The organism is Variovorax sp. UC74_104, from assembly GCF_044055375.1.
Taxonomy (GTDB): Bacteria; Pseudomonadota; Gammaproteobacteria; order Burkholderiales; family Burkholderiaceae_C; genus Variovorax.
Genome location: NZ_CP171978.1, coordinates 4,157,328 through 4,174,456 on the forward strand (window position 1 = coordinate 4,157,328; position 17,129 = coordinate 4,174,456).

Annotated in this window: 16 protein-coding genes and 2 pseudogenes; 11 read left to right on the forward strand and 7 right to left on the reverse strand. The window is 67.0% G+C overall.

What is annotated here, in order from left to right; translation table 11 throughout:
• The first annotated feature begins 48 nt into the window (after positions 1 to 48).
• From lexA to ACHMXA_RS19570, 9 genes and pseudogenes are all read left to right on the forward strand, one after another.
• Complete coding sequence (lexA, locus tag ACHMXA_RS19530) at positions 49 to 732, forward strand: transcriptional repressor LexA (RefSeq protein WP_019652457.1); 684 nt, start codon at positions 49 to 51, stop codon at positions 730 to 732.
• A gap of 114 nt (positions 733 to 846) precedes the next feature.
• Entirely contained in the window at positions 847 to 1,257 is a 411-nt protein-coding gene (locus tag ACHMXA_RS19535) for a hypothetical protein (protein WP_395316246.1), read from the forward strand.
• A gap of 89 nt (positions 1,258 to 1,346) precedes the next feature.
• Positions 1,347 to 2,353, forward strand: a pseudogene (locus ACHMXA_RS19540) (D-2-hydroxyacid dehydrogenase family protein).
• On the forward strand, positions 2,350 to 3,507 hold the full coding sequence (locus ACHMXA_RS19545) for an MFS transporter (RefSeq protein ID WP_176664265.1): 1,158 nt from the start codon (positions 2,350 to 2,352) through the stop codon (positions 3,505 to 3,507). Before ACHMXA_RS19540 ends, ACHMXA_RS19545 begins: the two are co-directional and overlap by 4 nt.
• 150 nt (positions 3,508 to 3,657) lie before the next feature.
• A complete protein-coding gene (locus ACHMXA_RS19550) occupies positions 3,658 to 5,178 on the forward strand; it encodes a 3-hydroxyacyl-CoA dehydrogenase (protein WP_176664266.1) in 1,521 nt (506 codons plus the stop codon).
• Between the two features lie 33 nt (positions 5,179 to 5,211).
• Positions 5,212 to 5,994 carry an oxepin-CoA hydrolase, alternative type gene (locus ACHMXA_RS19555; protein ID WP_395316247.1) on the forward strand — a complete coding sequence of 261 codons (783 nt, stop codon included), beginning with the start codon at positions 5,212 to 5,214 and terminating at the stop codon, positions 5,992 to 5,994.
• Positions 5,995 to 6,071: 77 nt separating this feature from the next.
• Entirely contained in the window at positions 6,072 to 6,791 is a 720-nt protein-coding gene (locus ACHMXA_RS19560; protein ID WP_093202289.1) for a Crp/Fnr family transcriptional regulator, read from the forward strand.
• Positions 6,792 to 6,841: 50 nt separating this feature from the next.
• Positions 6,842 to 7,948 carry a phosphotransferase gene (locus ACHMXA_RS19565; protein ID WP_176664268.1) on the forward strand — a complete coding sequence of 369 codons (1,107 nt, stop codon included), beginning with the start codon at positions 6,842 to 6,844 and terminating at the stop codon, positions 7,946 to 7,948.
• A gap of 28 nt (positions 7,949 to 7,976) precedes the next feature.
• Positions 7,977 to 9,248: an acyl-CoA dehydrogenase family protein gene (locus ACHMXA_RS19570; protein WP_176664269.1), complete on the forward strand. Its 1,272-nt coding sequence runs from the start codon at positions 7,977 to 7,979 to the stop codon at positions 9,246 to 9,248.
• Between the two features lie 80 nt (positions 9,249 to 9,328).
• On the opposite strand, the gene ACHMXA_RS19575 is transcribed toward ACHMXA_RS19570, so the two are convergent.
• The 5 genes from ACHMXA_RS19575 to ACHMXA_RS19595 form a co-directional block, all read right to left on the reverse strand.
• Positions 9,329 to 9,826: a GNAT family N-acetyltransferase gene (locus tag ACHMXA_RS19575; RefSeq protein WP_176664270.1), complete on the reverse strand. Its 498-nt coding sequence runs from the start codon at positions 9,824 to 9,826 to the stop codon at positions 9,329 to 9,331.
• The gene (gene glmM, locus ACHMXA_RS19580; protein WP_176664271.1) at positions 9,823 to 11,160 is read right to left on the reverse strand and encodes a phosphoglucosamine mutase; all 1,338 of its coding nucleotides are present in this window, start codon (positions 11,158 to 11,160) and stop codon (positions 9,823 to 9,825) included. The genes ACHMXA_RS19575 and glmM overlap by 4 nt, the downstream gene beginning before the upstream one ends.
• Positions 11,157 to 11,975, reverse strand: coding sequence for a dihydropteroate synthase (folP, locus tag ACHMXA_RS19585; protein WP_395321332.1), 819 nt, complete (start codon positions 11,973 to 11,975; stop codon positions 11,157 to 11,159). The genes glmM and folP overlap by 4 nt, the downstream gene beginning before the upstream one ends.
• Positions 11,976 to 12,100: 125 nt before the next feature.
• On the reverse strand, positions 12,101 to 14,017 hold the full coding sequence (ftsH, locus tag ACHMXA_RS19590) for an ATP-dependent zinc metalloprotease FtsH (protein WP_176664272.1): 1,917 nt from the start codon (positions 14,015 to 14,017) through the stop codon (positions 12,101 to 12,103).
• 166 nt (positions 14,018 to 14,183) lie between these two features.
• Positions 14,184 to 14,852 carry an RlmE family RNA methyltransferase gene (locus ACHMXA_RS19595; RefSeq protein WP_126181958.1) on the reverse strand — a complete coding sequence of 223 codons (669 nt, stop codon included), beginning with the start codon at positions 14,850 to 14,852 and terminating at the stop codon, positions 14,184 to 14,186.
• Positions 14,853 to 14,885: 33 nt separating this feature from the next.
• On the opposite strand from ACHMXA_RS19595, the gene ACHMXA_RS19600 reads away from it, so the two are divergent.
• Positions 14,886 to 15,365, forward strand: coding sequence for a YhbY family RNA-binding protein (locus ACHMXA_RS19600; RefSeq protein WP_019652443.1), 480 nt, complete (start codon positions 14,886 to 14,888; stop codon positions 15,363 to 15,365).
• A gap of 5 nt (positions 15,366 to 15,370) precedes the next feature.
• Positions 15,371 to 16,129 (forward strand): glycosyltransferase, encoded by a 759-nt coding sequence (locus ACHMXA_RS19605; protein ID WP_176664273.1) that lies wholly within the window; start codon positions 15,371 to 15,373, stop codon positions 16,127 to 16,129.
• 62 nt (positions 16,130 to 16,191) lie between these two features.
• Here the strand turns inward: ACHMXA_RS19605 and ACHMXA_RS19610 are convergent, their stop codons facing one another.
• Entirely contained in the window at positions 16,192 to 16,617 is a 426-nt protein-coding gene (locus ACHMXA_RS19610) for a DUF4149 domain-containing protein (protein WP_176664274.1), read from the reverse strand.
• A gap of 11 nt (positions 16,618 to 16,628) precedes the next feature.
• Positions 16,629 to 17,106: pseudogene (gene greA / locus ACHMXA_RS19615) on the reverse strand (transcription elongation factor GreA).
• Positions 17,107 to 17,129 lie beyond the last annotated feature (23 nt).

A 17,129-nucleotide genomic window follows, 5' to 3' on the forward strand; every position in this document is an offset into this window, starting at 1 on the left:
TAAAAATACAGCCACTGGATATCCAGCCAGTACCGCAAGGAACCACATATGCAGTTCGCCGTGAAGCTTACAGCCCGCCAGCAGCAGATCCTGGATCTCATCCAGAGCGCCATCGCACGTACCGGTGCGCCGCCCACCCGCGCCGAGATCGCCAACGAACTCGGCTTCAAGTCAGCCAACGCCGCGGAAGAGCATCTGCAGGCGCTGGCGCGCAAGGGCGTCATCGAGCTCGTCAGCGGTACCTCGCGCGGCATCCGCCTCAAGGGTGACGCGCTGCGCTCGCTCAACGAAACGCGCCATCGCGAAGGCAACCAGTTCTCGCTCTCGCTGCCCGGCATGGCCCAGCTTGCGCTGCCGCTCATCGGCCGCGTCGCGGCAGGTTCGCCGATCCTGGCGCAGGAGCACGTCGACCAGACCTACTACGTCGAGAACACGCTGTTCCAGCGCCAGCCCGACTACCTGCTCAAGGTGCGAGGCATGTCGATGCGCGACGCCGGCATCATGGACGGCGACTTGCTCGCGGTGCAAGCCACCAAGGAGGCCCGCAACGGCCAGATCGTGGTGGCCCGGCTGGGCGACGAAGTGACCGTCAAGCGCCTGAAGCGCAACAAGCAGGTCATCGAGCTGCACGCCGAGAACCCCGACTACCCGACCATCATTGTGCAGCCCGGAGAGCCTTTCGAAATCGAAGGCCTCGCTGTCGGACTCATCCGAAACACGATGCTGATGTAGGCCCCGGGCGGCCTGCTTTCCGCAGCACGCATCCCCATCCGGCCTCGACAGGTGGCGGGCGTATGGCGAAGAGTCGCCATCACCCTGTCGCGGCCGATTCAAGAAATCCTGCCTGTGTTCAACCTCTACTTTCTTGGAGTTCACATGGGAATCGCCCTCCTCGCCATCGCCGATATCTGGATGCCCTTGCAATCGCTGGCCAGCCGCCTGATGCCGGCACGTCGCGATCGTCGCGGGAATCACATCGACACGACCGAATCCTCTGCCGGACTGCGCTATGTAGCGGTGCGCCCCGCCTGCACGGCCCGCTCGGGTGGCAGTGCCTCGCCCAGCCAGGCGGCCACCGTGCCAGCACGCCCGTTGCGAGTGGTCCGCGTCGTCGACGACAAGAACAGGCAGTGCAGCAGCAATCGCGTCCGAATCTCCGGCCGCATGGCCGATGTCTGCGCCGAGCTCGACCGACTGGCCGCGCTCGAGGCCGCCGAAACCATGGCCACGGCACCGCGCTCGACCCGCCTGCACTGAGCCCGAACGGCCCTGCGAGCGGCTTCGGGGTGGGTATCCAAACGTTCGCAGGCGCGACATTCCAATGCTGCGAGGCACAATGGCGTGCCATGAACATTGTGATCCTCGACGATTACCAGGACGCCGTACGCAAGCTGCGCTGCGCTTCCAAGCTGGACGCATACGCGGCCAAGGTCTATACCAACACGGTGAAGGGCATTGGGCAGCTATCGGTTCGCCTCAAGGACGCCGACGTGATCGTGCTGATCCGCGAGCGCACCCAGATCTCGCGCCAGCTGATCGAGAAGCTCCCCAAGCTCAAGCTCATTTCCCAGACCGGGCGCGTTGCCGGACACATTGATGTCGCGGCCTGCACCGAGCGAGGCGTGGCCGTGGCGGAAGGCTCCGGCTCTCCGCAGGCGCCTGCCGAACTCACATGGGCGCTCATCATGGCCGCCATGCGCCGGCTGCCGCAGTACATCAGCAACCTCAAGCATGGCGCCTGGCAGCAGTCGGGGCTCAAGTCGGCCTCCATGCCGCCCAACTTCGGCATCGGCTCGGTGCTCAAGGGCAAGACGCTTTGCATCTGGGGCTATGGCCGCATCGGCCAGTTGGTCGCGCGCTACGGTCAGGCCTTCGGCATGCAGGTCGTGATCTGGGGCCGTGAGCCAGCTGCGCCAAGGCGCGTTCCGATGGCTTCCAGGTGGCACAGAACCGACACGAGTTCTTCGCCGCGGCCGACGTGCTGTCGGTGCACCTGCGGCTCAACGAAGAGACCAACGGCCTCATCACGCTGGAAGACCTCTCGCGCATGAAGCCGACCGCCCTGTTCGTGAACACCTCGCGTGCGGAACTGGTCGAGGCCGACGCCCTGCTCGCGGCGCTCAACCGCGGGCGCCCCGGGCTGGCGGCTGTCGATGTGTTCGAGAGCGAGCCGCCGCTGCAGGGCCACGCGCTGCTGCGCCTGGAGAACTGCATCTGCACGCCGCACATCGGCTACGTCGAGCAGGAAAGCTACGAGAGCTACTTCGGCCAGGCTTTCGACAACGTCGTGAGCTACATCAACGGCAACCCCACGAACATCGTGAATCCCGGCGCGCTGCAGGTCCGCCGGTGAGCCGGCCAGCGTCCAGGGGTGCGCTCTGGGCGCTGCTCGTCGGCAATTTCGTGATCGGCACGGGCGTGATGGTCGTGCCCGGCACGCTCAACGAGATCAGCGCCTCGCTCTCGGTCACGGCCGCCACGGCGGGGCAACTCATCACGGCCGCTGCGGCGGTCATGTGCATCGGTGCACCGCTGCTGGCTGCCGCGGTCGCAGGCTGGGACCGCCGGCAGCTGCTGGCCCTCACCCTGCTCTGGTACGCGGCCGGCCACGTTCTCTGCGCGCTGATGCCGAGCTTCGGCGCGCTGCTGCCGGTGCGCATGCTCACGGTGATCGCGCCAGCCATCTTCACACCCCAGGCTGCCGCCTGCGCCGGCCTGCTGGTGCCGCCCGAGCACCGCGGGCGCGCCGTGACCTTCGTCTTTCTCGGGTGGTCGATGGCCTCGGTGCTGGGGCTGCCCATCGGAGCGCTGATCGGCGGGCACCTGGGCTGGCGCATGGCTTTCGCCGCCATCGCGCTGCTCAGTGTCGCGAGCGCGACATCGATCTGGCTCACCTTGCCGAACGGCATCAAGCCCGCCGCGCTGACGGCCGCCGCATGGTCGCGCGTGCTGCGCAGCCCCGTGCTGATGGGCATCGTGTCGGTCACGGCACTGCAGGGCGCGGGCCAGTTCGTGCTGTTCAGCTACTTCGGCCCGATCCTCAAGCAGAGCTTCGGCGCGGACGCCACCACGCTGAGCGTGATGTGGGCGCTCTTCGGCGCCTGCGGGCTGGTCGGCAACATGGTGGTCAGCCGGTACATCGACCGCGTGGGTGCCGGCCGCATGGTGCTGGTCACGACGGTGCTGATCGCCGCCAGCCTGCTGCTGTGGCCGCTGGCTTCCACGCTTGCCTGGCTCGCGGTCGTGCTCGTGCCCTGGGGCCTGGGCTGCTTCTCCACGAATTCGGCGCAGCAGGCCCGGCTGGTAGGCCTTGCGCCCGCGCTCGCGCCGGGCTCGGTGGCGCTCAACAGCTCCGGCATCTACACCGGCCAGGCCGTCGGCGCGGCGCTCGGCGGCTGGCTGCTCGCCAACGACGCCGGTGCCTGGATGAGCTGGGTCGGCCTCGGCCTGGTGCTCATCGCCATTTCGCTCAGCGTGGCCATCGACCGCAGCCGTCGTGCGCCCTGAAAGCGCGCCCCCGCGTAAAACCCGTCACGCCCCGCCCGCGCGGGGCTGCAAAATCGAAGACTTCGACAGCGGTGCCGATGCGTACGGCACCTGTGTCGACGCCTGCCCCGCAGGCCCGGATACCACCCAACCAGTGAAAATCTCCAGCAAATGACAGTGAACTACTCCCGAATCGGCGTCGTCGGCGCCGGCGCCATGGGGCGCGGTATCGCGCAGATCGCCGCACAGGCGGGCAGCGAGGTGCTGCTGCTCGACAGCTTCGCGGGCGCCGCCGAGCGCGGGCGCGAAGCCCTCTGCGCCCAATGGAACAAGCTGCACGAGAAGAACAAGATCGACGCGGCCATGCGCGATGCGTACATCGCCCGCGTGAAATCCGTCGATTCGGTCCAGGCCCTGGCGGGCTGCGACCTGGTGATCGAAGCCATCGTCGAAGACCTGGAAGTCAAGCGCAAGCTGTTCCGCGAACTCGAAGGCGTGGTGACGGAGACCGCCACGCTGGTCACCAACACTTCCTCCCTCTCGGTGACGGCCATCGCCGCAGGGCTGAAGCACCCCGAGCGCATCGCCGGCTTCCACTTCTTCAACCCCGTGCCGCTGATGAAGGTGGTCGAGGTGGTAGCGGGCTTCAAGACCGCGCCCGAGGTCTGCAAGCAGCTCGCCGGCTACGCCACGCAGATGGGCCACAGCGCAGTGCAGGCGCAGGACACGCCGGGCTTCATCGTCAACCACGCCGGCCGCGGCTACGGCACCGAGGCGCTGCGTATCGTGGGCGAAGGCGTGGCCGACTTCGCGACCGTCGACCGCATCCTCAAGGACCAGGCCGGCTTCCGCCTCGGCCCCTTCGAGCTGCTGGACCTGACGGCGCTCGACGTGTCGCACCCGGTGATGGAGTCGATCTACCACCAGTACTTCGAAGAGCCGCGCTTCCGCCCCAGCGTGATCACCGCGCAGCGCCTGGCCGCTGGCGCGCTGGGCCGCAAGACCAACGAAGGCTTCTATCGCTACAACGACGGGGTGATGCAGCAGGTGCCCGAAGCGCCCGCGCCGGTGGTCGAGGGCACGCCTTCAGTGTGGGTGTCGCCGCGTGCGGCACGTCGTGCCGAACTGCTTCGCCTGGTGAACACGCTGGGCGCGCAGATCGACAGCGGCGCCACTGCCGCGCCGCAATCGCTGATCCTGGTCGCGCCGCTGGGTTTCGACGTGACCACGGTGGCCGCCGTCGAGCGCCTGGACGCCACCCGCACCATCGGCATCGACATGCTGATCGACGACGCGGCCACCAAGCGCCGCGTGCTCGCCACCAACCCGGCCACGCGCCGCGACATCCGCGATGCCGCGCACGCCCTCTTCGCACGCGACGGCAAAGCCGTGAGCGTGATCCGCGACAGCGGCGGCTTCGTCACGCAGCGCGTGATCGGCACCATCGTCAACATCGCCGCCGACATGTGCCAGCAGCGCGTGTGCACGCCGGCCGACCTCGAGACCGCCGTGCAGCTGGGCCTGGGCTATCCGCGCGGCCCGCTGGCCATGGGCAACCTCTACGGCCCGACCAACATGCTCGAGGTGCTGTTCAACCTGCAGACGGTGTATGGCGACCCGCGCTATCGCCCGAGCCCGTGGCTGCGCCGCCGCGGCGCGCTGGGCCTGAGCCTGCTGCACGAAGAAGAATGATCGCGAAATAAACGAGGAGCACGGAACCGAGCCATGAGCACAGCAGAACTCAAGAGCACGAGCGAGGGCAGCACCATGGTGCTGACGATCTCCAACCCCAGCCAGCGCAACGCGCTGGGTCCCGACATCTACGCGGCGGGCATCGAGGCGCTCAACGGCGCCGAGAACAGCGCGGAGATCCGCAGCGTGGTCATCGTGGGCGAAGGCTCATGGTTCTGCGCCGGCGGCTCGCTGCAGCGGCTGCTGGCCAATCGGCAGCTCGACCGCTCGGTGCAAGCCGAGAGCATCGAGGGCCTACACAACTGGATCGACTCGATCCGCACCTTTCCCAAGCCGGTGATCGCTGCCGTCGAGGGCGCGGCCGCCGGCGCGGGCTTCTCGCTTGCGCTGGCCTGCGACTTCGTGGTGTCGGCGCGCGATGCTGTCTTCGCGGCCTCGTACAGCAACGTGGCGCTTTCGCCCGACGGCGGCCTGAGCTGGCACCTGGGCCGGCAGCTGCCGCGCCAGCTTGCGAGCGAATGGCTGATGAACGGCGAGCGCATCGCGGCTTCGCGCCTGCACGAACTGGGCCTCGTCAACGAGCTCACCGAAAGCGGCCAGGCCCTCGCGGGCGCGCTGGCGCTGGCGGGCCGGCTCAATGCGCGCGCGCCGAACTCGCTGGCCAGCATCAAGGAGCTGCTGAGCGAGGCCCGGGGCGCCACGCTGGCATCGCAGCTCGCGCAGGAGCGAGACCACTTCGTGCGCAACCTGCACCACGCGAACGCGGGCATCGGCATCGCCGCGTTCCTGAAGAAGAAACCGCCGCAGTACGAATAGCCCAGTAACCGAGCAGCGCCGGACGGCGTCGCTCCCGTGACACCCATCAGCTTTCCAGTCGCCGAGAGGACAGACCAATGGACGACCCCATTCTTACCATCGAAGAACGTGAAGCGATCAACAGTGGTCGCTGGTTTTCTTCCCTTTCTCCATCGCTGCGGCACGACATCCTCCGATGCGCCTTCGTCAAACGCTACAAGGACGGCGACCTGATCGCTGCCCGCGGCGATCCGCCCGAACACTGGATCGCCTGCGCCAAGGGCGCGGTGCGGGTGAGCTCGACGGCCGTCTCGGGCAAGCAGGTGACGCTGACCTACGTGGAGCCGGGCATCTGGTTCGGCGACGTGGCGATGTTCGACGGGGACCGGCGCACGCACGACACCTACTCGCACGGCGACACCACCATCCTGTGCGTGGCGCGCGCCGACTTCCAGAAGATCCTGGCCTCGCACGTGGAGCTGTACGAGGCGCTGATGCGGCTGCAGGCGCGGCGCATCCGCACGCTCTTCGGGCTGGTGGAAGACCTCAACACCCTGCCCCTGCGCGCGCGGCTGGCCAAGCAGCTCATCCACCTGGTGCGCAGCTACGGCGTGCCGAATCTGGAAGACGGCAGCCAGATGCGCATCGGCCTGCAACTGGCGCAGGAAGAACTGGCGCAGCTGCTGGGCGCGTCGCGCCAGCGGGTCAACCAGGAGCTCAAGACCATGGAGCGCGAGGGCACCATCCGCATCGAGCCGGGCGGCCTCGTGGTGCTCGACCGCTCGGCGCTCATGCGCGTCTCGGAAGCTGAGAGCTAGAGCGACAAATACAAGCAGAACAACAGCCACAGGCAGACAAACATACCGACATGAGCCAGGACTTCTCCTCCTTCATCGGCACCCGTGCCGTCTCGCAACAGCACGCCTTCGACATCGATGCGCTCGCGGCCTGGCTCGGGAAGAACCTCGACGGTTTCAAGGGCCCGCTGACGGTCGAGATGTTCAAGGGCGGCCAGTCGAACCCGACCTACAAGCTGGTCACGCCCACGCAGAGCTACGTGATGCGCGCAAAGCCGGGCCCGGTCGCGAAGCTGCTGCCCTCGGCCCACGCGGTGGAGCGCGAGTTCAAGGTGATGAGCGGCCTGGCCGGCACCGACGTGCCCGTGCCGCGCATGTACTGCCTGTGCGAGGACGAGAGCGTGATCGGCCGCGCCTTCTACGTCATGGAGTTCATGCAGGGCCGCGTGCTGTGGGACCAGTCGCTGCCCGGCATGAGCAACGCCGAGCGCGCCGCCCACTACGACGAGATGAACCGCGTGATCGCGGCGCTGCACACCGTCGACTTCGCGGCGCGCGGCCTGGCCGACTACGGCAAGCCCGGCAACTACTTCGAGCGCCAGATCGGCCGCTGGAGCAAGCAGTACAAGGCCTCGGCCGACGGCGCGGGCGAGCTCTCGCAGCCCATCGAGGCCATGGAGCGGCTGATCGACTGGCTGCCCGCGCACATGCCCGCGAGCGCGCGCGACGAGAGCAAGGTGTCGATCGTCCATGGCGACTATCGGCTCGACAACGTGATGTTCCATGCCACCGAGCCGCGCATCATCGCCGTGCTCGACTGGGAACTGTCGACGCTCGGCCACCCGCTGGCCGACTTCAGCTACCACTGCATGTCGTGGCACATGCCCCCGACCACCGGGCGCGGCATCGGCGGTGTCGACGTCGCCTCGCTGGGCATCCCCACCGAGAACGAATACATCCGCCGCTACTGCGAGCGCACCCGCATCAGCACGCCCGAGGCGCTCGCGCCCGACTGGAACTTCTACCAGGCCTACAACCTGTTCCGCATGGCCGCGATCCTGCAAGGCATTGCCAAGCGGGTCGAGGCCGGTACCGCGTCGAGCGAGCAAGCCGTGGCTTCTGCCCGCGGCGCCCGCCCCATGGCCGACATGGCCTGGCAGTTTGCCCAAAAGGCATAAGCCGCCCCACCCCACCAGGAGAGACAAGATGGACTTCGAATACTCGGCCAAGACCAAGGACCTGCAGAAACGCGTCCAGGCATTCATGGACGACCACATCTATCCGGCCGAAGCCGAGTACCACGCCGAACTGGCCGCCAACACGGCAGCCGGCAAGCGCTGGTCGGCGCTGAAGACAGTCGAGAAGCTCAAGGAAAAGGCCAAGGCCCAGGGCCTGTGGAACCTGTTCCTGCCGGTCGACAGCGCAGCCGCCTCGGGCTACGAAGGCGCGGGCCTGACCAACCAGGAATACGCACCGCTGGCCGAGATCATGGGCCGGGTGCCATGGGCCTCGGAGGCCTTCAACTGCTCGGCGCCCGACACCGGCAACATGGAGACCATCGCGCGCTACGGCTCCGAAGACATCAAGGCCCGCTGGCTCAAGCCGCTGCTCGAAGGCCAGATCCGCTCGGCCTTCGCCATGACCGAGCCCGAGGTGGCCTCGAGCGACGCCACCAACATCTCCACGCGCATCGAGCGCCAGGGCGACGAGTACGTCATCAACGGCCACAAGTGGTGGATCTCGGGCGCGGCCGACCCGCGCTGCGCGGTCTTCATCACCATGGGCAAGAGCGACCCCGAGGCGCCGCGCCACTCGCAGCAGAGCATGATCGTGGTGCCGGCCGACGCCAAGGGCATCCGCATCGTGCGCCCGCTGAACGTGATGGGCTACGACGACGCACCGCACGGCCACGTCGAGATGTACTTCGAGAACGTGCGCGTGCCCGCCAGCAACATGCTGCTGGGCGAAGGCCGCGGCTTCGAAATCGCCCAGGGCCGCCTCGGCCCCGGCCGCATCCACCATTGCATGCGCCTGATCGGCCTGGCCGAGCGCGCGCTGGAACTGATGTGCAAGCGCGCCTCCTCCCGCGTGGCCTTCGGCAAGACCGTCGCCTCGCAGACCGTGACGCAAGAGCGCATCGCCGAGGCCCGCTGCAAGATCGACATGGCCCGCCTGCTCACGCTGAAGGCCGCATGGCTGATGGACGTGGCCGGCAACAAGGTCGCCAAGAACGAGATCGCCATGATCAAGGTGGTGGCGCCCTCGATGGCCTGCCAGGTGATCGACTGGGCCATGCAGGTCCACGGCGGCGGCGGCATGTGCGACGACTTCCCGCTGGCTGCCGCCTATGCCGGCGCACGCACGCTGCGCTTCGCGGACGGTCCGGACGAAGTGCACCGCAACGCGATCGCCAAGTGGGAGCTGGGCAAGTACGCGCCGGGCAAGGCCGACGCCGAAATGCCGGTGACGCGCTTCTGATTCGACTTGCTCCCTCTCCCCTTGGGGAGAGGGCTGGGGTGAGGGCCGACGGCGATGAATTCGCCTCGGCCCTTTTCTTTTCAGAGCTTCTTCTGAAGAAAGACGGCGGTACCGAACGCTGGGTCGAGCTGGTAACCCGCGAAGCCTTCCCGTTCGTAGGCGCGCAGCGCCGGTGCGTTGCCCGACAGCACCTCCAGCGTGAGCTTGCAGGCACCGCGCCTGCGGGCTTCCTGCTCCACCAGCGCGAACATCCTCTGCGCCACGCGTTTCCCGCGATGGCTGGGCAGCACCACCACGTCGTGGACGTTGACCAGCGGCCTGGCGGCGAAGGTCGAGAAGCCCTCGATGCAGTTGACAAGGCCCACGGGCTGGTCGCCCTCATACGCCAGCACGCTGAAGGCTTGGGGACGCGCAGCCAGCTCGGCCGGCAGGCTCTCGCGCACGGTGGCATCGAGCGGCTTGCCGCCGCCGGCCGGGTCGCTGGCATAGGCGTCGAGAAGATCGACCAGCGCGGCTGCGTGGGCGGCGTTGCGGTAGTCGGCGATCAAGACTTCGATCGGCGCCGCTGCTGACGTCATCGCGCGGGCTCCAGCGTCGCCGCAAGGCGCCTGGCGCAGGATTCGGCCTGCTTCGCATCCCGGGCCTCGACCATCACGCGCACCAGCGGCTCGGTGCCGCTCGCGCGGATCAGCACGCGGCCGGAATCGCCGAGTTCGGCCTCGATGCGCTCGGTTTCGCTGGCCAGTGCCTTGTTGGTCTTCCAGTCCAGGTCGGGTGAGATGCGCACGTTGATGAGCGTCTGCGGGAACAGCGTGACGCCTTCGAGCAGCTGCGCCACCGTCTTGCCGCTGCGCACGCAGGCCTGCAGCACCTGCAGCGCGCTCACGATGCCGTCGCCGGTGGTGTGGCGGTCGAGCGCCAGCAGGTGGCCGGAGCCCTCGCCGCCCAGCAGCCAGCCGCGCTTGTCGAGCTCTTCGAGCACGTAGCGGTCGCCGACCTTGGCGCGCACGAACTCGATGCCCTGCCCGCGCAGGGCAACTTCGACGGCCTTGTTGGTCATGAGCGTGCCGACCACGCCCACCGGCTTGTCGCCGCGCGCGATGCGCTCGGACACCATGAGGTACAGCAACTCGTCGCCGTTGAAGAGGCGCCCGCTCGCGTCGACCAGCTGCAGGCGGTCGGCGTCGCCGTCGAGTGCGATGCCGTAGTCGGCCTTCTGCGCCGTCACCGCGGCGATCAGCGCCTCGGGGTGCGTGGCGCCGAAGCCCTTGTTGATGTTCAGCCCGTCCGGCGCGACGCCGATGCTGGTCACTTCCGCGCCCAACTCGTGGAACACGTTCGGCGCCACCTGGTAGGCGGCACCGTGTGCCGCATCGACCACCAGCTTCATGTCGCGCAGCGTCAGGTCGTTGGCAAAGGTGCTCTTGCAGAACTCGATGTAGCGGCCGGGCGCGTCGTTGAGGCGGCGCGCCTTGCCGAGGTTGGCGGAATCGACCCACACCGGGTCTTCTTCCAGTGCGGCCTCGACGGCCAGCTCCCAGGCGTCGTCGAGCTTGGTGCCCTGGGCGCTGAAGAACTTGATGCCGTTGTCCGGATACGCGTTGTGGCTGGCGCTGATCACCACGCCCAGGCTCGCACGCTGCGCGCGGGTGAGATAGGCCACGCCGGGCGTCGGCAGCGGGCCGAGCAGCACCACGTCGACACCGGCCGAGTTGAAGCCCGATTCGAGCGCGGATTCGAGCATGTAGCCAGAGATGCGCGTGTCCTTGCCTATCAGCACCGTAGGGCGCGACTGCGTCTTCTTGAGCACGCGGCCCACGGCGTGAGCGAGGCGCAGGACGAAGTCGGGAGTGATGGGCGCCTTGCCCACGGTGCCGCGGATGCCGTCGGTGCCGAAATATTTGCGGGTCATGGTGTGAGTACCTGTCCTTGTGTTTGTTGTTGTGACTCTTGCGCCTTCATGGCGTGCCATACGGCGAGTGCGGCGACGGTGTCGCGTACGTCGTGGACGCGCACCACGGCCGCGCCACGATCCGCAGCCAAAACGGCAGCCGCGACGCTGGGCACGATGCGCTCTCCCGCCGCCTCGATGCCGGTGACCGCACCGATCGACGACTTGCGCGACCAGCCCAGCAGCAGCGGGTAGCCTCCCGCGAGCAGCTCGCGCTGCCGCGCAAGCAAGGCGAAGTTCTGCGCCACCGTCTTGCCGAAGCCCACGCCGGGGTCGAGCGTGATGCGCGAGGAATCGACGCCCTTCTCGCGCAGGAGTTGCACCTGCGCCGAGAGGAATGACAGCACTTCGGGAATCACGTCGCCAGCCATGGGCACGGCTTGCATGGTCTGCGGATCGCGGTGCATGTGCATCAGGCAGATGCCGCACGAGGGATGGGCGGCGACCGCCTCGCGCGCGCCCGGCTGGCGCAGCGCCCAGATGTCGTTGACGATGTCCGCGCCCAGGTCGAGCACGGCGCGCATGACCTCGGGCTTGTAGGTGTCGATGGAGATCGGCACGTTCAGCTTCACCGCCTCGCGCACCACCGGCAGCACGCGCGCCAGTTCGGCATCGAGCGGCACCGCCGGGCTGCCGGGACGGGTCGATTCGCCGCCGATGTCGAGGATGTCGGCGCCCTCCTTCAGCAGCTGCTCGCAGTGCCGAAGGGCCGTCTCGGTGGAAGCATGAGCACAGCCGTCGGAAAAGGAATCGGGCGTGACATTGACGATGCCCATCACGCGCGGCTGCGCGAGGTCGATGCGGAAGCGGGAGGTCTGCCAGAAGGCGGCACCCGCGGTCGGGTGTCCGCCATCGAAAACGGGGCCAGAGGCCCCGTTGTGGTTTGACGCCTGGCTCGCGCTCACGCTGCGTTGGGCGCCGGGTCGGTCGACACAGCGGGCGTACCGCCGCTGCCACCGCTGCCCGAAGGCGGGATGCGCGGCGTCCAGTCCTTGGGCGGACGGGGCGCGCGGCCGGCCATGATGTCGTCGAGCTGCTCGGTGTCGATGGTTTCCCATTCGAGCAGCGCCTTGGCCATGGCGTGCATCTTGTCGCTGTTCTCTTCGATCAGGCGACGCGCCAGGGCGTACTGCTCGTCGATGATGCGGCGGACTTCCGAGTCGACCTTCTCCATGGTCTGCTCGCTCATGTTCGTGGTCTTGGTGACCGAGCGGCCCAGGAACACTTCGCCTTCGTTCTCGGCGTAGACCATGGGTCCCAGGGCATCGCTCATGCCGTACTTCATGACCATGTCGCGCGCCAGGTTGGTCGCACGCTCGAAGTCGTTGCTCGCGCCGGTGGTCATCTGGTGCATGAACACTTCCTCGGCAATGCGGCCGCCGAACAGCATGCTGATCTGGTTCAGCATGTACTCGCGGTCGTAGCTGTAGCGGTCCTGCGAGGGCAGGCTCATGGTCACGCCGAGGGCGCGGCCGCGCGGAATGATCGTGACCTTGTGGACCGGGTCGCATTTGGGCAGCAGCTTGCCGATGAGCGCGTGGCCGGACTCGTGGTAGGCCGTGTTGCGGCGCTCTTCCTCGGGCATGACCATGCTCTTGCGCTCGGGGCCCATGAAGATCTTGTCCTTGGCCTTCTCGAAGTCCTGCATCTCGACCACGCGCGCGTTGCGGCGGGCGGCCATCAGGGCAGCTTCGTTGCAGAGGTTGGCCAGATCGGCGCCGGACATGCCGGGCGTGCCGCGGGCGATCACGCTCGGGTTCACGTCCTGGCCCAGCGGGACCTTGCGCATGTGCACGCCGAGGATCTGCTCGCGGCCGCGGATGTCGGGCAGCGTGACGTAGACCTGGCGGTCGAAACGGCCGGGGCGCAGCAAAGCGGCGTCCAGGATGTCGGGGCGGTTGGTGGCAGCCACCACGATCACGCCGAGGTTGGTTTCGAAGCCGTCCATCTCGACCAGCATCTGGTTGAGCGTCTGCTCGCGCTCGTCGTTGCCGCCGCCGAGGCCAGCACCACGCTGGCGGCCCACCGCATCGATTTCGTCGATGAAGATGATGCAGGGAGCGTTCTTCTTGGCGTTCTCGAACATGTCGCGGACACGGGCGGCCCCCACACCCACGAACATTTCGACGAAGTCGGAACCGGAGATCGAGAAGAAAGGCACCTTGGCTTCGCCGGCGATCGACTTGGCCAGCAGCGTCTTGCCGGTGCCCGGGGGGCCGACCAGCAGCAGGCCGCGCGGAATGCGGCCGCCGAGCTTCTGGAAGCGCTGCGGGTCCTTCAGGAAGTCGACCACTTCACGGACTTCTTCCTTGGCCTCGTCGCAGCCCGCGACGTCGGCGAAGGTGACCGTGTTGTTGTTCTCGTCCATCATGCGGGCCTTACTCTTGCCGAAGCTGAACGCCCCGCCCTTGCCGCCGCCCTGCATCTGCCGCATGAAGTAGATCCAGACGCCGATCAGCAGCAGCATCGGGCCCCAGCTGACCAGCAGGGTCATGAGCAGGGAGCTTTCTTCGCGCGGCTTGACGTCGAACTTGACGTTGTGGTCGATCAGGTCGCCCACGAGGCCGCGGTCGAGGACCGTGGCGGTCGTGCGGATCTTGCGGTCGTCGTTGGTGACGGCGACGATCTCGCCGCCGGCGGCGCCCTCAGGAATGACGGCGCTCTTGATCTGGTTGTTCCGGACCTGGTCCAGAAACTCGGAGTAGCTGACTGTCCCCGAGCCGACGCCACCGCGGGTGTCGAACTGCTTGAACACAGTGAACAACACCATGGCAATGACGAGCCAAACGGCAACTTTGGAAAACCACTGATTGTTCAAACGAAACTCCAGGCTAAGGCGCGTGACACGTGGATGAAAAAACGCGCTGTGGGTACGCAATTGCGCCCCATTTTAGGCTTTTCAAGCTACGAAAAGCTGGCATTTCCCTAATGCAGCCATAGCCTGACATGGGTTTGCGCCGCAAAGGATGTTGCTCGGGCCGGTATCAAGGCGTATCCGCTGCCTTCAGCCCCACCCCGACCAGGAAGGTCTCGGCCGATTTGTCCCGCGACGCCTTGGGCTTGAAAGGTTTCACGACACGGAAATTGGCCTTGAAGAGCTTCACCAGCTCGTCGTAGCCGCTGCCATGGAAAACCTTGGCCACCAGCGCCCCCTCGGGCTTCAGGTGGTTCTGGGCGAAGTCGATGGCCAGCTCGATCAGGTGCGAAACGCGGGCCGCGTCGGCCGAATGGATGCCCGACAGGTTGGGCGCCATGTCCGACACCACAAGATCGGCCTTGCGTCCAGCGAGCACGCCGAGCAACTGCTGCAGCAGGTCGTCCTCCCGGAAATCGCCCTGCAGGAAGGTCACGCCCTCGATGGGCTCCATCGGCAGCAGGTCGAGCGAGATGATGGTGCCGTTCAGTTCACCTGCGGCAGCCCCGCCCGGCGACATGCGCCGGCGCAGGTACTGGCTCCAGGCGCCCGGCGCGGAGCCGAGGTCCACCACCAGCTGGCCCGGCTTGATCAGGCCGAGCGACTCGTCGATCTCCTTGAGCTTGTAGGCGGCGCGAGCCCGGTAGCCCTCCTTCGTGGCGAGCTTCACATAGGGGTCGTTGATATGGTCGTGCAGCCACGCCTTGTTGACTTTCTTGCTTTTGGCTTTGGTGCTCATGGGGGTCTTCGTGTACGGGTCGATAATACGGGGATGCCCGCCATTCAACTTACCCCTGCCGAGCGCAAGGTGCATCGCGCCGAAGCTCACCACCTGGATCCGATCGTCATGGTCGGTGGAGACGGGCTCACCCCTGCCGTGAAGAAGGAAGCCGACGCGGCGCTCAAGGCCCATGGCCTGATCAAGATTCGCGTCTTCTCCGACGACCGCCTGGCCCGCGACGCCATGCTGCGCGAACTGGCCGACGAACTCGATGCCGCCCCGATCCAGCACATCGGCAAGCTGCTTGTGCTGTGGCGCCCGAAGCCCGAGAAGGAACGCGTGGTCGACGAAGACCGCATGCCCGGCCCGCGCGACGTGAAGATCGTCAAGTACAGCAAGCGCGGCGGCCAGCGCCCTGAAATCAAGACCCTGCGCGTGCTGGGCAACCAGCGCCTCACCCCGGGCGGCACCATCAAGCGCGCCAAGGCGAAGCGGCCGCTGTCGGCCAAGAAGCGCAACCAGGCGGATTGAGCCTGGTGGCAGCCGCCGAAGGCGCTCAGCGCCACATCCTCTGCATGAAGTGGGGCACGAAGTACGGCCCCGAGTACGTCAACCGGCTCTACGCGATGGTCCGCCGCCACCTGAGCGGCGACTTCAAGTTCGTCTGCCTGACCGACGATGGCAACGGCGTGCGTCCCGAGGTGACCTGCCTGCCGATTCCGCCGCTGAACCTGCACCTGGCCCCCGGCCAGCGCGATGGCGCCTGGAAGAAGCTCACCACCTTCGAGAAAGACCTGCACGGCCTGCGCGGCCCCGCCCTCTTCCTCGACCTCGACGTGGTCGTCGTGGGCAGCCTGGACGCCTTCTTCGAGCAGCCGGGCGAGTTCCTGATCATCCACGACTACGACCGTCCCTGGCGGCGCGGCCGGATCACGGGCAACTCCTCGGTTTATCGCTTCGAGCTCGGCGCCCATGCCGATGTGCTGGCGTATTTCCGGGCCAACATGGACAAGGTCCAGGCCGAATACCGCAACGAGCAGACCTACCTGTCGGACGTGCTCCACAAGCAGGGCAAGCTGTCCTACTGGCCCGATGGCTGGTGCCCGAGCTTCAAGTACCACGGCATTCCGACCTGGCCGACCAACTACTGGGAAGAGCCCTTCGTGCCCGAGGGCGCCCGCATCATGGTGTTCCATGGCGAATGCAACCCGCCGGACGCTTTGGCGGGCCGCCGCAACCGGGCTTTCCGGTTCATCAAGCCGGCTCGCTGGGTCGCGGAATACTGGAAAGAGTAGGAGCGGCAGCGGAAAAGCAAAAAGGCGGCCCGGGCCGCCTTTTTCTTTGTTTGTCGTCGCCCTCAGCCAGCCGTGCGCGCTCCCACGCGCCACAGCACCACGCCGGCGCACAGCCACTGCACGAAGTACATCCCTGTGCCCATGGCATGCCAGAGCTTGAGGTTCTCCCGCGCCACGATGCGCGGCGCCACCGCGTACTGCTGAAGCAGCGCCAGCAGCAGCGCACCCAGGACAAAAAAGATGGTCGTCATCGCCGGCCCGCTCATGCGCTCGTCGGCCTTGGATCGGAAATGGATCAGCAGGATCACCCCGCAGGCGATGGCGATCCAGCTCTGCGCCTCGAAAAGCTGCGCCGCGAAATTGCCCGCCACCGCCGGATTGCCCAGCTTCGCGAACAGCATCGGCACGACGAGGAATCCGATCGTCGTCAGGCTGCCCCACCAGAAGGCAGCCAGCATCAGCGCAATACGGTCCTTCAGGTCCTTCATGCGCGCGACGATCAGACGTAGCTGACCGCCACGATCTCGTAGCGCTTCAGGCCGCCAGGCGTCTGCACCTCGGCAGTGTCGCCCTCTTCCTTGCCGATCAGCGCGCGGGCGATCGGGCTGGACACGTTGATCAGGCCCTGCTTCAGGTCGGCCTCGTCCTCGCCCACGATCTGGTACTTGACGGCGTCGCCGCTGTCTTCTTCCTCGAGTTCGACGGTGGAGCCGAACACCACCTTGCCGCCTGCGTCGAGCTCGCTGGGGTCGATCACCTGCGAGGCAGAAGAGCTTGCCCTCGATCTCCAGGATGCGGCCTTCGATGAAGCCCTGGCGGTCCTTGGCGGATTCGTATTCGGCGTTTTCGCTGATGTCACCCTGCGCGCGCGCTTCGGCGATCGCATTGATGACGGCGGGGCGGTCCACCGACTTGAGCCGGCGCAGTTCTTCGCGCAGCTTCTCCGCGCCGCGCTTGGTGATGGGGATGGTCGCCATGTCTAGTTTTCTCTCCATAAAGC

Bases quoted from the DNA above. Each gene is read 5' to 3' on its own strand.
- lexA (WP_019652457.1), top strand. From the start codon at position 49: ATGCAGTTCGCCGTGAAGCTTACAGCCCGCCAGCAGCAGATCCTGGAT.
- ACHMXA_RS19550 (WP_176664266.1), top strand. From the start codon at position 3,658: ATGACAGTGAACTACTCCCGAATCGGCGTCGTCGGCGCCGGCGCCATG.
- ACHMXA_RS19555 (WP_395316247.1), top strand. From the start codon at position 5,212: ATGAGCACAGCAGAACTCAAGAGCACGAGCGAGGGCAGCACCATGGTG.
- ACHMXA_RS19560 (WP_093202289.1), top strand. From the start codon at position 6,072: ATGGACGACCCCATTCTTACCATCGAAGAACGTGAAGCGATCAACAGT.
- ACHMXA_RS19565 (WP_176664268.1), top strand. From the start codon at position 6,842: ATGAGCCAGGACTTCTCCTCCTTCATCGGCACCCGTGCCGTCTCGCAA.
- ACHMXA_RS19570 (WP_176664269.1), top strand. From the start codon at position 7,977: ATGGACTTCGAATACTCGGCCAAGACCAAGGACCTGCAGAAACGCGTC.
- ACHMXA_RS19575 (WP_176664270.1), bottom strand. From the start codon at position 9,826: ATGACGTCAGCAGCGGCGCCGATCGAAGTCTTGATCGCCGACTACCGC.
- glmM (WP_176664271.1), bottom strand. From the start codon at position 11,160: ATGACCCGCAAATATTTCGGCACCGACGGCATCCGCGGCACCGTGGGC.
- folP (WP_395321332.1), bottom strand. From the start codon at position 11,975: ATGGGCATCGTCAATGTCACGCCCGATTCCTTTTCCGACGGCTGTGCT.
- ACHMXA_RS19595 (WP_126181958.1), bottom strand. From the start codon at position 14,852: ATGAGCACCAAAGCCAAAAGCAAGAAAGTCAACAAGGCGTGGCTGCAC.
- ACHMXA_RS19600 (WP_019652443.1), top strand. From the start codon at position 14,886: ATGCCCGCCATTCAACTTACCCCTGCCGAGCGCAAGGTGCATCGCGCC.
- ACHMXA_RS19610 (WP_176664274.1), bottom strand. From the start codon at position 16,617: ATGAAGGACCTGAAGGACCGTATTGCGCTGATGCTGGCTGCCTTCTGG.